At 38.6% G+C, this 15,596-nt stretch carries 11 protein-coding genes; all 11 read right to left on the bottom strand.

From position 1 onward, the window contains the following. Positions 1 to 256: 256 nt before the first annotated feature. The 11 genes from SNE38_RS03610 to SNE38_RS03560 all read right to left on the bottom strand — a co-directional run bounded on the left by SNE38_RS03610 (position 257) and on the right by SNE38_RS03560 (position 15,594). On the bottom strand, positions 257 to 4,582 hold the full coding sequence (locus tag SNE38_RS03610; protein ID WP_336045865.1) for a PolC-type DNA polymerase III: 4,326 nt from the start codon (positions 4,580 to 4,582) through the stop codon (positions 257 to 259). Between the two features lie 387 nt (positions 4,583 to 4,969). Beyond that, positions 4,970 to 6,676, bottom strand: a complete 1,707-nt coding sequence (locus tag SNE38_RS03605) for a proline--tRNA ligase (RefSeq protein ID WP_336045864.1) — start codon at positions 6,674 to 6,676, stop codon at positions 4,970 to 4,972. A 358-nt stretch (positions 6,677 to 7,034) separates the two neighbouring features. Continuing rightward, the gene (gene rseP, locus SNE38_RS03600; protein ID WP_191702411.1) at positions 7,035 to 8,291 is read right to left on the bottom strand and encodes an RIP metalloprotease RseP; all 1,257 of its coding nucleotides are present in this window, start codon (positions 8,289 to 8,291) and stop codon (positions 7,035 to 7,037) included. 137 nt (positions 8,292 to 8,428) lie between these two features. After that, positions 8,429 to 9,574, bottom strand: a complete 1,146-nt coding sequence (gene dxr / locus SNE38_RS03595) for a 1-deoxy-D-xylulose-5-phosphate reductoisomerase (RefSeq protein WP_336045863.1) — start codon at positions 9,572 to 9,574, stop codon at positions 8,429 to 8,431. 97 nt (positions 9,575 to 9,671) lie between these two features. Next, positions 9,672 to 10,469 (bottom strand): phosphatidate cytidylyltransferase, encoded by a 798-nt coding sequence (locus SNE38_RS03590; RefSeq protein WP_191702409.1) that lies wholly within the window; start codon positions 10,467 to 10,469, stop codon positions 9,672 to 9,674. Continuing rightward, positions 10,466 to 11,260, bottom strand: a complete 795-nt coding sequence (locus SNE38_RS03585; RefSeq protein ID WP_191702408.1) for an isoprenyl transferase — start codon at positions 11,258 to 11,260, stop codon at positions 10,466 to 10,468. Before SNE38_RS03585 ends, SNE38_RS03590 begins: the two co-directional genes overlap by 4 nt. Positions 11,261 to 11,624: 364 nt before the next feature. Beyond that, positions 11,625 to 12,182, bottom strand: a complete 558-nt coding sequence (gene frr / locus SNE38_RS03580) for a ribosome recycling factor (protein ID WP_191702407.1) — start codon at positions 12,180 to 12,182, stop codon at positions 11,625 to 11,627. After that, on the bottom strand, positions 12,182 to 12,907 hold the full coding sequence (gene pyrH / locus SNE38_RS03575) for a UMP kinase (protein ID WP_191698381.1): 726 nt from the start codon (positions 12,905 to 12,907) through the stop codon (positions 12,182 to 12,184). The genes frr and pyrH overlap by 1 nt, the downstream gene beginning before the upstream one ends. A 162-nt stretch (positions 12,908 to 13,069) precedes the next feature. Further along, positions 13,070 to 13,957 carry a translation elongation factor Ts gene (gene tsf / locus SNE38_RS03570; RefSeq protein WP_191702406.1) on the bottom strand — a complete coding sequence of 296 codons (888 nt, stop codon included), beginning with the start codon at positions 13,955 to 13,957 and terminating at the stop codon, positions 13,070 to 13,072. A 158-nt stretch (positions 13,958 to 14,115) separates the two neighbouring features. Further along, positions 14,116 to 14,838, bottom strand: a complete 723-nt coding sequence (gene rpsB, locus SNE38_RS03565) for a 30S ribosomal protein S2 (protein ID WP_191702405.1) — start codon at positions 14,836 to 14,838, stop codon at positions 14,116 to 14,118. A gap of 159 nt (positions 14,839 to 14,997) precedes the next feature. After that, positions 14,998 to 15,594 carry a hypothetical protein gene (locus tag SNE38_RS03560; protein WP_336045862.1) on the bottom strand — a complete coding sequence of 199 codons (597 nt, stop codon included), beginning with the start codon at positions 15,592 to 15,594 and terminating at the stop codon, positions 14,998 to 15,000. Between the last annotated feature and the right edge of the window lie 2 nt (positions 15,595 to 15,596).

The raw sequence follows: 15,596 nt of genomic DNA, 5'->3' as shown, positions 1-15,596 counted from the left end.
TGTTAAACAAAAGACGAGTATTCATTGAATTGTTTCAATTGAAATTTGTGATATTCGCCAGTGGTTTATCTTCATTCAGCAAGCGTTTTAAAACGCTTGCTGAATGAAGATAAATAGTTGTGTAAACAACAGAAAAGAGCGGGAAAACCCACTCTTTTGCTGGCGAACTATCAACAAATTATTGATTTTAGCATAGCATAAAGGCTTATTGAATGCAAATATTGCCTTTTGCTGTATGCTACAATATAATTTCGTCTTAAAATAGTGAAAGCTGATTGGCATCCGGCATACCTTCAAGGCAGCCTAATTCATCCATGTACTCAATTAAAGTTTTCGATACACGACCACGTTGCTGTAAATCCTCTTTTGATAGGAATTCACCGTTTTTTCGCGCTTCTACGATTTGTTTTGCTACGTTTGTACCAAGTCCAGGTATCGCATCAAACGGTGGAATCAACGAATTCCCTTCAATTATAAACTCACTCGCATGTGAACGGTATAAATCCACTTTCTTGAAGCTCATGCCTCGTTCACACATTTCAAGCGCAATTTCCATAACCGTTAACAAACTTTTTTCTTTCGGAGCTGCATCGAGCCCCTTCATATTAATTTCATCAATTTTTTTACGAATCATGACAGAACCCTGTGTCATCGCAATTAAATCAAAATCAGATGCACGCACTGTAAAGTAGGCTGCATAATAAAGTATTGGATGGTGGACTTTAAACCATGCGATACGTACCGCCATTAAAACATAGGCTGCGGCATGGGCTTTCGGGAACATGTATTTTATCTTTTTACATGAATCGATATACCATTCCGGTACTTTTTTCGCGCGCATTTCAGCTTCCATTTCTTCTGTTAAGCCTTTTCCTTTACGTACAGATTCCATAATTTTAAAGGCAAATGATGGCTCTAAATCCTGATAGATTAAATACACCATAATATCGTCACGACAGCCAATTACTTCTTTTAATACACAAGTACCGTCTTTAATAAGCTCGGCTGCATTTCCTAACCAAACGTCCGTTCCATGAGAAAGTCCAGAAATTTGTACAAGTTCACTAAATGTCGTTGGTTTTGTTTCTTCCAGCATTTGACGAACAAACTTTGTACCAAACTCAGGAATGCCAAGCGTACCTGTTTTTGCACCTATTTGTTTATCTGTCACACCAAGTGTCTCTGTCGAACTAAAAATTTTCATGACAATTGGATCATCTGTTGGAATTGTCTTTGGATCAATTCCTGATAAATCCTGTAACATACGAATTACAGTTGGATCATCGTGACCGAGTATATCGAGTTTTAAAATATTATCATGAATCGAATGGAAGTCAAAGTGAGTTGTTTTCCATTCAGAGTCTTGCGCATCTGCAGGGAACTGTACCGGAGAGAAATCATATATATCCATATAATCCGGTACAACAATGATTCCACCTGGGTGTTGCCCTGTTGTACGTTTTACGCCTGTACATCCTTGAACTAAGCGATCTACTTCGGCATTGCGGTACGTTATACCATTATCGCTTCCATAACCTTTTACATAGCCATATGCTGTCTTTTCCGCAACTGTCCCTATTGTTCCAGCACGGAATACATATTCTTCACCGAAAAGCACCTTCGTGTAATTATGGGCTTGCGGCTGATATTCTCCTGAGAAGTTCAAATCGATGTCGGGTACTTTATCTCCCTTAAATCCAAGGAAGGTTTCGAACGGGATATCCTGACCGTCTTTTTTATACTGTGCCCCACACTCCGGACATTCTTTGTTCGGTAAGTCATAACCGGAGGCAACAGATCCATCTGCAATAAACTCCGAATGTTTACAATTAGGGCAGACATAATGCGGAGGCAACGGATTCACTTCAGTAATTTCCATAAATGTGGCAACGAGTGATGATCCGACCGAACCACGCGAACCTACTAAGTATCCATCTGCCAATGATTTTTTTACAAGCTTTGCCGAGATTAAATAAATAACGCCGAATCCATGTCCTAAAATGGATTTTAGCTCTTTATCGATTCGAGCTTGTACAATTTCCGGTAAATTTTCCCCGTAAATCAGATGTGCCATTTCGTATGTTAAATTCGTTACTTCGTCATCAGAACCTTCAATTTTCGGTGTATACAAGTCATCTTTAATCGGTTTTACATCACCAATCATATTTGCAACTAGCTGTGTATTCGTTACAACAACTTCTTTCGCTAAATCTGGTCCTAAAAAGTCGAATTCCTTCAACATTTCATTTGTCGTACGGAAGTGGACTTTTGGCAAAGGGTTACGATTCAGTGGATTTGCACCACCCATCGAACCGACTAGAATTTGGCGGAACTTTGCATCTGTTTCATGCAGGTAATGGACATTTCCTGTTGCAACAACAGGCAGGTTCAACTTTTTACCAAGTTTTACGATACGGCGAATAATATCCTCCAAAGCCCATTCATCATGTACCGTACCCCCATCAACCAATTGAGAGTAAACAGGTTTTGGCATGACTTCCAAATAATCATAAAACTTTGCAATGCGTTCGGCTTCTTCCTGTGTTTTATTCATCATTGTTTCAAACAACTCACCATTCGAACAGCCTGAACCGACAATTAAACCTTGGCGTAACCGCTGCAGATCCGAACGGCGAATACGTGGTACTCGATAAAATGTTTCCGTGTGCGATATCGAAATTAATTTGAAAAGATTCTTCAAGCCAGCATCATCCACTGCCAATACTGTACAGTGACTTGGGCGTGCCTGCTTATATCCTTCTTCGCCGCCTACATGGTCATTCATTTCAATCAGGTTTTTTATACCTAAATCGGCGGACTGTTTGAGTAAATGCAGGAATAGTTCACCGGTAGCTTCCGTATCGTAAATTGCCCGGTGATGCTGCGTTAATTCAATATTATATTTTTTCGTTAATGTTTTTAAGCTATGCGATTTTTGTCCGGGATTTACAAGTCGGGAAAGCTCGACCGTATCGATACCTGGATGCCTAACTTCAATGCCTGCGTTTTTGTAGGCAACATATAAGAAACCTAAATCGAACGCTGCATTGTGGGCAACGACAACCCCGTCGCCAATAAAGTCATGAAATTCACGGATTACATCATTAAGCTCTGGTGCATTGACGAGCATATCATCTGTAATATGTGTAAGTTCAATGATTTTTGCTGTTAGTTTGCGATGGGGATTTGAAAAACGTTCAAACGTATCTATAACTTGGCCATTTTTTATTTTTACAGCCGCTAGCTCGATAATCGTATCATATACATTTGAAAAACCTGTTGTCTCTACGTCAAATACGACGTACGTAGCTTCCTCCAAATCAATATCAATCGGATCATACACAATTGGCTTCCCGTCATCCACTAAGTTTGCTTCCACACCATAAATAACCTTTATGCCATTTTTCTTCCCTGCAGCATATGCATCAGGGAATGCCTGCACGACTGCATGATCGGTTATCGCAATTGCGGGATGCCCCCATTTTGCTGCTTGGGCAACTAATTTATCAACGGACGTCATAGCATCCATCTGGCTCATCGGCGTATGCAAATGAAGCTCAACTCGTTTTTCACCTTCTGGAGCATGATCTTTACGAGGTTCATGCTTAATTTCATTAATATCCTTCACCATCATAACTAAATCACGGGCAAATGTATCAAGTTGGATTGAGCCGCGTACACGAACCCACATTCCTTTACTTATTTGCTTCATTTTCACAACATCTTCGTCACCGTTTGAGAACATTTTTACGAGAAGAGAATCGGTGTAGTCGGAAATTTTAAGTTCCAATAATGAACGGCCACTTCTCAGTTCCTTCACTTCACAAGCAAAAATAAAGCCTTCCAATACAATTGAACGCTCTTCTTCCAACACTGTACGGATTTCAACTGGCTCTGGATTTTTTATAAGTGCACCAATTTGGAATGGAGCATCTCCTTGCATCGCAGCGCCCGGATTATTTGCCTTCTCTTTTTCACGTGCTGCAAAATCGGCCATTGCCTGTTTTGACAAACGTTCTTCCTCTTCTTTACGCTGCTCGTAAAAAGCTTCCTGCTGTGCGATGAACTCATCCGATTCCTCAATAAGTTGGAATTCTAATGGAATATGTGGAAAACCAAATGTTTTATAAGACTCCGCAATTTTATCCGTATACTTTGATTTTAATGATAAATATTCCACTTCCAGCATCGATGTCACTACAAGCTTATGACCTGTCCATCGTGGTGTTTGTTTCATGAGGTTTTCGCGCAATAATGGCGACATGTCGCTCATTTGTTCAATTGCCACTTGCCAATAGTCAAGAATATGCTGCTCATTCACTACAGGATTGTGGGATTCTACTGTTAATAGGACATTGGCTATATGAGAAAACTTCTCTGCTAGACGCATACGAAGTAATTGATACACTTGGAATGGCAAAATATTTTCTATTTTAATTTTAAAATGCCAAATTCGTTTCTTTTTATGGACGGTTACTCGTTCGAGTGTGCCATTTTCAAAAAAGGACATGTAGACATCATCAGTTAATTCAAGTTGTTGGATTAATAGTAGGAATTTTTGTCTTCCTTCCTGTTTTGACAATTGTTTCAACCCTTTCTTTTAATGCTTTTTTTCAATATGAGGTGGAGGAATTCCGGGCGGGCACAAAAAAAAACAATCCCCTTCGTTTAAAATAAGCGGAGTTTTTACCGTTATTTGCAGTTTGGGCTTCATTTGGATGTAAATAAGGGTAGTTTTTACCGTTATCCATTGAAAAATCAGCGTTTTTCATGTTTTTCAGTATGCATAAGAGGAATTTTTACCTCTATTTCGACTGAATTTCAATTAATTTACCAAATAAGCGGAATTGTTACCCCTAATCAGCTATAACAACCCCCGCCATCAATTATGGACCCTTCACATCCAATGAAAAAGAAAAGAAAGTACATGTAAATTGTACTTTCCCATTCTCTCTATCTTAACAAATTATTAGTTTTGACGGAAAAATTCGTTTAAACGATCTACTACTTCTTCTTTAGCCCATTCTGCCGATTCGCCAGTCGCACGGAACTTCACTTCTACTAAACCTTCAGAAGCTTTTTTACCTACTGTAATACGGACAGGCAAGCCAATTAAGTCTGCATCGGCAAATTTAACGCCTGCACGCTCAGCACGGTCATCATATAGCACGTCATAACGATACGATTTTAATACACCGTATAGTTCGTCTGCTAATTGTACTTGTGCTTCGTCTTTTGTATTAATCGGTACTAATTGTAAATCATATGGAGCTAATTGTGCAGGCCATACAAATCCGTTTTCATCTTGGAAATGTTCTGCAACAGCAGCTAATAAGCGTGAAACCCCAATACCGTAGCATCCCATAATAAACGGTTGTGCTTTCCCCTGCTCATCAAGGAACGTAGCATTTAATTTTGCTGAATAAGTTGTACCTAATTTGAAGATATGACCAACTTCAATTCCTTCAGCAAATTTAATAACTCCCTCACCATCTGGAGAAGGGTCTCCTACTTGGATAAAGCGAATATCTTCATAAGAACCGATTGCAAAGTCACGCTCAGGATTTACGTTTAATAAGTGGAAGCCATCTTCATTCGCACCGGCTACACCGTTACGAATTGATTTAATTGCATTATCGGCAATAACTTTTACATTGACCGGTAATTTAACTGGACCAATTGAACCTGGTGCGCAGCCCAGCAATTCTTTTATAGCAGCATCATCAGCTAACTCTACAGACGTAGCTCCCAATGCATTTTTAAGCTTAATATCGTTAATTTCGTGGTCGCCACGTGCTAAAACAACAACCAGTTCCCCATCAACATTAAATACTAATGATTTAATAACATTCGATGCTTCTACATTTAAGAATGTCGAAACTTCTTCGATTGTCTTTTGATCAGGTGTTGCGATCTTTTCAACTTCTTTCATTGGCGTTGTAGGTGCTGTATATTCTACAACAACTTCCGCCATTTCAATATTGGCAGCATAATCAGAAGAATCCGAGTAAGCAATTGTATCTTCACCAATTTCAGATAGAACCATAAATTCATGAGTACCTTTACCGCCAATCGTTCCAGCATCCGCAATTACTGCACGGAAGTTTAAGCCAAGACGAGAGAAAATATTTGAATATGCACGGTACATATCATCATAAGTCGCATCTAACGACTCACGAGAAGCATGGAATGAATACGCATCTTTCATGATAAATTCACGACCACGTAATAAACCAAAGCGTGGACGTTTTTCATCACGGAATTTACTTTGAATTTGATAAAGTGTTAACGGTAACTTTTTGTATGATTTTATTTCATCACGAACTAAAGTTGTAATTACTTCTTCATGTGTTGCCCCTAATGCGAAATCACGGTCATGACGGTCTTTTAAGCGCATAAGTTCTGGACCATATGCTTCCCAACGACCTGATTCCTGCCATAGTTCAGCTGGTTGAAGTGCTGGCATTAATAACTCAATGGAATTAACTGCTTCCATTTCTTCACGGATAATTTGCTCGATTTTCGCTAATACTTTGCGAGCTAATGGTAAGTATGAGTATACTCCCGATGCGTTTTGGCGGATAAAGCCTGCACGCATTAGCATGCGGTGTGATTTTACATCGGCATCAGCTGGATTCTCCCTTAAAGTAGGAATAAACGTTTTTGTTTGTTTCATAAGTAGTGCCACCTTTTTTAATTTAAGAATGATCTATATTTCATTATTATCTGCGCTATAGCCAATGATTGTTGAATACACATTAACTAAATTAAATGCTACTTCTATAATACTAATCAAATTTAGCTTTGAACGCTAGTATTATTCATACAAACGCTCAAAGCCGTCATTTTTAAACCTATTTTGTTTAAAAGAGATTCTACATCGACATGGGGTAGATTTCCATTACGGGTCGGACGCTTTCCGGGGGGCGTGGCCTGAGCCTGTAGTCTCAGGCGTCACGCTATTCCCCCAGGAGTCGCCTCCCCTTCATTCCAATCTACTTGCTGGTCACTTAGCTAAATCATCTTAATTAATTTTAGAAGAAGAATCGCTGGATATCGTTCCAGGTCACTACGACCATTAATATCATCAAGAGCAGAATTCCGACGAAGTGAACCATGCCTTCTTTTTGACGATCAATTGGTTTACCTCTTACCGCTTCTACTGCGAAGAATAATAGGCGGCCTCCGTCAAGTGCCGGTAAAGGAAGCAAGTTCATGATTCCCAAGTTTACGCTTAGCATTGCGGCGAAGTATAGAATATTATAAAGACCGAAAGTTACAACAGTTTCAGTTGTTTTATATATCCCTACCGGACCGGACAAAGCATCAATCGAGAATTGGCCTGTAACCAATTTACCAACAAGAGTACCAATGAGAACAATCATATTGTAAGTTTCCTCCACACCATAGACAACTGCCTTGAGTGGATTTTTTTCCATCGTACGCATAACACCAATTTGTCCATAAGTTGCGCCGTCTTCCTGCTCAACTTGTTTTGGTGTCAGTTCAATTATTTCATTTCCTGTTTCACGTTCAACTTCAAATGTTAGTGTTTTATTCGGATTATCGTATATTTGTGTTGATAATTGCTCCCAGGTAGAAATAGCTTGACCATTTACCTTCACGACTTTATCGCCTTCCATTATACCTGCATTGCTCGCAACGTTATTATCGATTACTTCTGCAATGATTGGCTCTTCGGAAGGGATTCCCTGAATAAGTCCGATAACAAGGAAGATGAAAAACGCTAAAATAAAATTGAATAATGGACCTGCGAAAATCGCCATTGCACGAGCACCGACAGATTTTGAATTAAATTGGCGGTCTAGAGGTGCAATCATTTGCTCCATTCCGTTCTCAACAACCATTGCTGTACGCGATACATTGTAGCGTACGAATTGGTCATCCTCATCATAGCCTTCAATCCAAAGTTCACGTTCTAAATCTGCTCGTTCCACTTCCAAAAATATAACATTTTGATAATGTGTTTTTTGATTTAGTATAATTTTTTCTACAATATTGTCTTCGTTCGTTATTAAAGCTACCCGATAACCCGGTTGTAATTCTACGGTATCAGTATCCTCACCAGCCATCCTCACGTAGCCGCCAATTGGCAAAAGACGCAGCGTATAAATGGTTTCACCTTTCGTCATACCGAAAATTTTCGGTCCCATACCTATCGCAAATTCGCGTACCATTATGCCCGCGCGCTTTGCAAGTAAGAAGTGACCTAGCTCATGGAAAAAAACGAGTGAGCCAAAAATTAAAATAAAGGCTATAACTGTTTGCATAATCTCCCACCTTCATTGGAACTGAGTCATAAAGTTAGTTCTCTTTTTTTCTAGCGTTAACTGATTAAAAAATACGCTCTATACGCATATGAATGTCCAACTAATAGTTGACGGACACTCTTTTTTCTCACACCTCACTATTTTACCATGCTTGCCACTGTTTTTCTTGTTTCACTATCAACATGTAAAATTGTTTCTAAATCTGGTAATGCGATATTGTTATGACTATTCATAATACGCTCAATACATTCTTCAATTTCTAAAAATGTTATTTTTTCTTGTAAAAATAATTCGACAGCCGCCTCATTTGCCGCATTCATTGCCGTTAAAATTGTACCGCCCATTCGACCGGCGTCATAGGCAAGTTTTAAGGCACGGAATCGATCAAAATCGACTTCCTTAAAGTGAAGTTGTCCAATTTGAGCTAAATTTAAACGTTGACCATTTGAAAGGGGCAAGCGATCCGGATAGCTTAGCGCATACTGTATCGGCACACGCATGTCCGGTGTTCCAAGCTGCGCTATAACGCTAGTATCTTCATACTCCACCATAGAGTGAATAATACTTTCACGGTGCAGTAATACATCGATATTGTCATACGGCATATTGAATAATACATGTGCCTCAATAACTTCAAGTCCTTTATTCATCATCGTTGCAGAGTCGATCGTAATCTTAGCCCCCATCGACCAGTTCGGATGATTCAGAGCGTCTTTTACCGTTACACCGACTAATTCATCACGTGCCTTATCGCGGAATGAACCACCTGAAGCTGTTAAAATGATCCGTTCAATACGTTTTTTATTTTCGCCGTTCATTGATTGAAAAACAGCAGAATGCTCACTATCTACAGGCAATATCGGTGCATTGTACTTTTGTGCTTCTGACATCACAAGGTGTCCTGCTGTTACAAGTGTTTCTTTATTCGCAATGGCAATCGTTTTTCCCATACGTATTGCTGCAAGTGTAGATTCCAACCCGACACTGCCTAAAACTGCATTGACAAGTACCGTTGAATCGGAATGTGTCGCAACTTCCACTAATCCTTTTTCACCATATGTAAAGGAAACGTGCGGAAATTCCTTCTGTAAAGTTTTCGCCGCTTCCTCTGTCTGCATTGAAACTAGCTCCGGTTGTAACTTTTGAATAATTTCACGGGATTTTTCAATATTTTTTCCGGCAGAAAAAGCAACAAGCCGAAAAGCATTTGGATGTGCAAGTAAAACATCAAACGTTTGCCATCCAATGGAGCCCGTTGCACCTAATAAACTGATTTTTTTCACAATGATACTTCCTCCTAACAAATCAATTGCGTTACAACGCAATTTCGTTTGATACAGCCTGTTTTTTTGCGTGTATCTACATACTTACTGAAAGAAATTAAGCAAAAAAGTGCAAGAAATGAAGTAAAGGCACTACAAATAAGAGGCTGTCAAAACGATCTAAAATGCCCCCATGCCCTGGTAAAATATTGCCTGAATCCTTCACACCGTAGTGTCGCTTAATTGCAGATTCAACAAGGTCACCCATTTGCCCGACAATCGATGCTACAATCGTTACAATAATTAATTGAATCCAACTTGAAGTGATCGGGTACATAAGTTGCAATGCGATAGCAAAACATACCGCGATGACGATGCCACCGACAAAACCTTCAACAGTCTTTTTTGGGGATATTTCCGGCCATAATTTATTTTTCCCTAGCTTACGCCCAACAAAATATGCGCCAGAATCTGTTGTCCAAACAATTAACAATACAAATACGACATATTCTAATCCGATAAACCGGGTTTCGATAAAATAATGGAAACCAAGTCCGACATAAAAGGCGCCAATTAATATAAAACCGATTTCATCAAAAGTCATTTTATTTTTTACAAGGACTGTATAAATTAATAATAAGGCAATTATACCGTATACAATCATTAAAGTTGATTCATATTGTAGAAATTCAACTACGTTTTTGGACCAATCACTCGGTACTACTAATAGTAACAATGCAAGTGTCCCTAACATTCCCGGAACGGATGCAATTGAAATTCCTTTCATTTTCAATAATTCATAAAAGCCAACAACTGCGATGATACTCATTAAAACCGCAAACGGTCCGCCTCCATAAATTACGAATGGAATAAATAGTGCTGCAGCAATTACTCCAGTAATGATGCGCTGTTTCAATTTGTTTCTTCTCCTTTCAGCCCTCCATAACGACGGTTACGGTTTTGATACACAGAAATCGCCTCTTTTAAACATGCTTCGTTAAAATCCGGCCAATGCGTATCAGTAAACCAAAACTCCGTATAAGCAAGCTGCCATAGCATAAAGTTACTTATGCGAACTTCTCCACTTGTCCGAATCAATAGATCGGGTTCTGGTAAATGAGCTGTCATTACATATTTTGAAATATGTTGTTCATTTAATTCGTCGATTGTCAGTCTTCCAGCTTCAACGTCATTCATCAGTTGCTGCATCGCCATAACAATTTCCGCGCGACCACCATAATTCATCGCAAAATTTAAAACTAATCCTGTATTATCTTTCGTTTCATTCATCGCTTTTTTAAGAGCTGATTGAGTATACTCCGGCAAGGAATCCATTACACCAATCATTTCGACTTTAATATTACGCTCCATAAGCTCCGGTAAAAAGGATGTTAAAAATTGCTCTGGTAAACGCATTAAAAATTCAACTTCTGATTTAGGCCGCTTCCAATTTTCCGTCGAAAATGCATACAGCGTTAATACTTTTACTCCTAAATCACAAGCACAACGTGTTATTTTCCGGACATTTTTCATTCCTTCATGATGTCCTGCAACTCTTGGCATCGAACGTTTTTTCGCCCAACGTCCATTTCCGTCCATAATAATTGCAATATGGGTAGGGATATCCTCTCCCTTAACTAAGTCCATACTTCCATCACTGAATGGTTGCTCTTTACTTGTATTTTTCCCAAAAAGTTTTTTAAACATAGTTAATTCCCCCAACTGCACAAATCGGACTACCTACTTCTCCATCATATCAAAAAAGGGATAGCATGTCCTTATCACATCACTAACTCTTCTTTGAAATAATCAAAATTGTCCTTTTATTAACTTGCATATGTATCATATTCACAATTTATACTTTAACTTCAGATAAAAGTTAACATAGATCATCTATCTCCATTATTAAAAAAACGTCCTTACTAACAGGACGTTTTAATCCATTTAAAGTTCTTTTAACGGTAGAAAAAAGATTTCGCGCTAAAGTGGTCCAATAGCGCGAAAGTGTCTTCACCGAGGAAAGTAAATTCCAATACGGATTCAATAACAATCTTTTAGTGAAGTTTTAGGATTAAACTGTTAAAATTTCTTTTTCTTTCTCTTTTACTAACTCGTCGATTTTTGTAATTGAGTTATCTGTTAGTTTTTGGATATCTTCACCGAAGCCGCGTAATTCGTCTTCTGTAATTTCTCCGTTTTTCTCTAACTTTTTCAAGTCATCATTTGCATCACGACGTACGTTACGTACAGCCACTTTTGCTTCTTCTGCTTCTTTTTTCACCTGTTTTACTAGCTCTTTACGACGCTCTTCTGTTAAAGCAGGTACTGCCAAACGAATAACATTACCATCGTTTGTCGGTGTAATACCAATATCAGAACGCATAATTGCTTTCTCAATTTCACCTAAAATAGATTTATCATATGGTTGGATAACTAAAAGACGCGCTTCTGGTACAGAAATACCAGCCATTTGGTTAATAGGTGTCGGTGAGCCATAGTAATCCACTGAAATTCGATCCAATAATGCAGCATTCGCTACACCAGCGCGAATTGAAGCTAATTCACGTGAGAAGGCACCAATTGATTTTGTCATTTTTTCCTGTGCTTGATTCAATACTTGTTTAGTCATTATGCATCTCTCCTAACAACTGTTCCAATTTTTTCGCCCATTGCGGCACGTTTAATATTACCACGTTCTGACAAGTTGAAAACGACAAGCTTAATATCATTATCCATACATAATGTTGAAGCTGTTGAATCCATTACTTGTAAACCTTGTTGAATAACGTCTAAATACGTAAGTGTGTCATACTTAACTGCTTCAGAATCTAATTTTGGATCTGCCGAATAAACGCCGTCCACGTTGTTTTTCGCCATTAAAATTGCATCTGCATTAATTTCTGCGGCACGCAATGCTGCTGTTGTATCAGTCGAGAAATAAGGGTTACCTGTTCCTGCAGCGAAAATTACGACACGTGACTTTTCCAGATGACGAACTGCTTTACGTCGAATATATGGCTCTGCCACTTGTGTCATAACGATTGATGATTGAACACGTGTTGGAACACCTAGATTTTCTAGAGAGTCTTGTAGGGCAAGTGCATTCATCACTGTTCCTAACATTCCCATATAATCTGCATTGGCACGCTCCATACCCATTTCAGCACCGATTTTCCCGCGCCAAATGTTGCCGCCGCCGACAACTAATGCGACCTCTACGCCTAAGTCGATAACATCTTTAATTTCTGCAGCGATTGATTTAATTACATCTGGTGAGAAACCGAAGCCCAATTCCCCAGCTAATGCTTCCCCGCTTAGTTTAATTACTACTCGTTTGTATTGTGACACACTCATAGTAGACCTCCGTTACTCATTTATTTATAAGGAAATACGATTGTATTTTCTATGTATCGTACTTCACTTAAATCAAAAATAGATTTCTTTAAAAATAGGGAACACGCAAATGGTGCTCCCTACTGTTTGCTTAAATTATGGTAAATTTAAGTTGTAATTTAATTAGTTGTTACCTTTAACTTGGCTCATTACTTCTTCAGCAAAGTTATCTTCACGTTTTTCGATACCTTCACCAACAGCATAACGAGTGAAGCTTGTTACAGTAGCATCTAAAGATTTCACGAAGTCACGTACTTTTTGATCTGAGTTTTTAACGAAAGCTTGGTCTAATAAACATACGTCTTCGAAATATTTACCAAGACGACCTTCTACCATTTTCGCTACGATGTTTTCTGGTTTACCTTCGTTTAACGCTTGCTCAGTTAATACTTTGCGCTCACGTTCAACTTCGTCAGCAGAAACTTCATCACGAGAAATATAAGTTGGGTTGATTGCAGCGATATGCATTGCGATATCTTTTGCAGCGGCAGCGTCAGTAGAACCTTCAAGAACTACTAATACACCAATACGGCCGCCCATGTGTAAGTATGAACCGAAAGCATCTGCATCTGATTTAGTTTTAATTTCGAAACGGCGTAATGAAATTTTCTCACCGATAGTTGCAGTAGCAGTAGAAATTTGATCAACGATTTTCACGCCGTCTTTTTCTAATTCCATAGCAGCTTCTACTGATTCTGGTTTAGCAGTTAATAATTGCTCTGCTAATGAAGAAACTAAGAATTGGAATTTGTCGTTTTTCGCAACGAAATCTGTTTCAGCATTTACTTCTAAAAGAATTGCTTCATTACCGTTTTCTAAAATGTAAGTTGTACCTTCAGCAGCGATACGGTCAGCTTTTTTGCCAGCAGCAGCTAAACCTTTTTCACGTAGGAAATCGATTGCAGCATCGATGTCACCTTCTGTAGATACTAAAGCTTTTTTACAGTCCATCATACCTGCGCCTGTTTTTTCGCGTAATTCTTTTACTAATTGTGCAGTAACGTTTGCCATGTTGAGTTTCCTCCTAGATATATTGAAAAATTTATTCACACTATTTCATACTTTAAGCGATAAATCGCGAAGTTTCAACGATTCACACATTTTTACATTCATTTCTCAAAAAAAGGTGATAAGGGGTTCATCCACTTATCACCTTTTTTAACAGTGAATTACTCAGCTGTAGCTTCTTCTACTTCTGGAGCTTCTTCTTCACCTTGTTTTGCTTCTAATAAAGCGTCAGCCATTTTAGCAGTTAATAATTTAACCGCGCGGATAGCATCGTCGTTTGCAGGGATTACGTAATCAATTTCATCTGGATCACAGTTAGTGTCTACGATACCAACTAGAGGGATGTTTAATTTGATTGCTTCTGCAACTGCGATACGCTCTTTACGAGGGTCTACTACGAACATTACGTCTGGAACAGCTTTCATATCACGGATACCGCCTAAGAATTTAACTAAGCGTTCGTGTTCTTTTTTAAGTTGGATTACTTCTTTTTTAGGAAGTACAGCAAAAGTACCGTCTTCTTCCATTTTTTCGATATCTTTCATACGTTTTACACGTTTTTGAATTGTACCGAAGTTTGTTAAAGTACCACCTAACCAACGTTGGTTGATGTAGTAGTTACCTGAACGTTCAGCTTCTTCTTTGATCGCTTCTTGTGCTTGTTTTTTCGTACCTACGAATAAAACTTTACCACCGTCTTGACCAACTTGACGCATGAAATCGTATGCTTCTTCTAATTTTTTAACCGTTTTTTGTAAATCGATAATGTAAATACCGTTACGCTCTACGAAGATATATTTCTTCATTTTTGGGTTCCAACGGCGAGTTTGGTGACCGAAATGTACACCAGCTTCTAGTAATTGTTTCATTGAAATTACTGACATGAGTGTTTCCTCCTAATATGTTTGGTTTTTTTCCTCCGCATTTTTCATCTGCAACAAGCTACCCGTAGACTTACGAGCACCACTTACTACATCAAAATACGTGTGTATTGTTAACACCGCTTGTAACTATATCATACTCGTCTTTCAAGTGCAACTCCTTTACGCATGGAACTTTACTAGAAGTTCAATTTCAGTTTTGCCTCGTTGCATAATTTTAGCAATTTCTTCTATTGACTTTCCGTTTCGGTAAAGCTCGACTGCTTGCTGTTCAGTTGTTAACGGTTTTGACGGTACATGTTCGGCATCTTTGAATAATTCTGTTTCCACGGACTCTTCAACCTCATCAAACTGCTGATTTTTTTGCTTCTTGTAGGCATGTGCAGCTTGCTTGACAGGAATAAATTTACGCGGTTCTGGTTCTGAAACCTGATTTATTTTGTTTGTTACAGTGGCAGCTTGATTTTGGCTCTTTACCATCTGTTCATCTGCAGAATACTGTGTACTACTCTGTTTATCTGTATTTAAATGCACTGATCTTTGAAGAACAGGCTGCTTTTTCAGTTCATTAATTAGTCGGTCATTTTCTTCTCTCATTTCCATTAAATACACACTAATGGCGTTATCCATCTCATTCACCAATTCATTTTGACGCTTTTCCAAATCATGAAATTCGGAAAGTTTGCTGTTCAAGATGACAATGGCAAAAATTGTTATTAATTGAACAAGAAAGAGCGTAACTATTAGTACTGTCGTCATAA

The sequence above is a fragment of the Solibacillus ferritrahens genome, from assembly GCF_037027585.1.
In the GTDB taxonomy this organism is placed as follows: domain Bacteria; phylum Bacillota; class Bacilli; order Bacillales_A; family Planococcaceae; genus Solibacillus; species Solibacillus ferritrahens.
The sequence above is the reverse complement of the archived record's forward strand: the minus strand, read 5'-3'. Positions and strand labels throughout refer to the sequence as shown.

Excerpts from the sequence above, each read along its gene's own strand:
- SNE38_RS03605 (WP_336045864.1), bottom strand. The coding sequence starts at position 6,676 with ATGAAACAAACAAAAACGTTTATTCCTACTTTAAGGGAGAATCCAGCT.
- rseP (WP_191702411.1), bottom strand. The coding sequence starts at position 8,291 with ATGCAAACAGTTATAGCCTTTATTTTAATTTTTGGCTCACTCGTTTTT.
- SNE38_RS03585 (WP_191702408.1), bottom strand. The coding sequence starts at position 11,260 with ATGTTTAAAAAACTTTTTGGGAAAAATACAAGTAAAGAGCAACCATTC.
- frr (WP_191702407.1), bottom strand. The coding sequence starts at position 12,182 with ATGACTAAACAAGTATTGAATCAAGCACAGGAAAAAATGACAAAATCA.
- pyrH (WP_191698381.1), bottom strand. The coding sequence starts at position 12,907 with ATGAGTGTGTCACAATACAAACGAGTAGTAATTAAACTAAGCGGGGAA.
- tsf (WP_191702406.1), bottom strand. The coding sequence starts at position 13,957 with ATGGCAAACGTTACTGCACAATTAGTAAAAGAATTACGCGAAAAAACA.
- rpsB (WP_191702405.1), bottom strand. The coding sequence starts at position 14,838 with ATGTCAGTAATTTCAATGAAACAATTACTAGAAGCTGGTGTACATTTC.
- SNE38_RS03560 (WP_336045862.1), bottom strand. The coding sequence starts at position 15,594 with ATGACGACAGTACTAATAGTTACGCTCTTTCTTGTTCAATTAATAACA.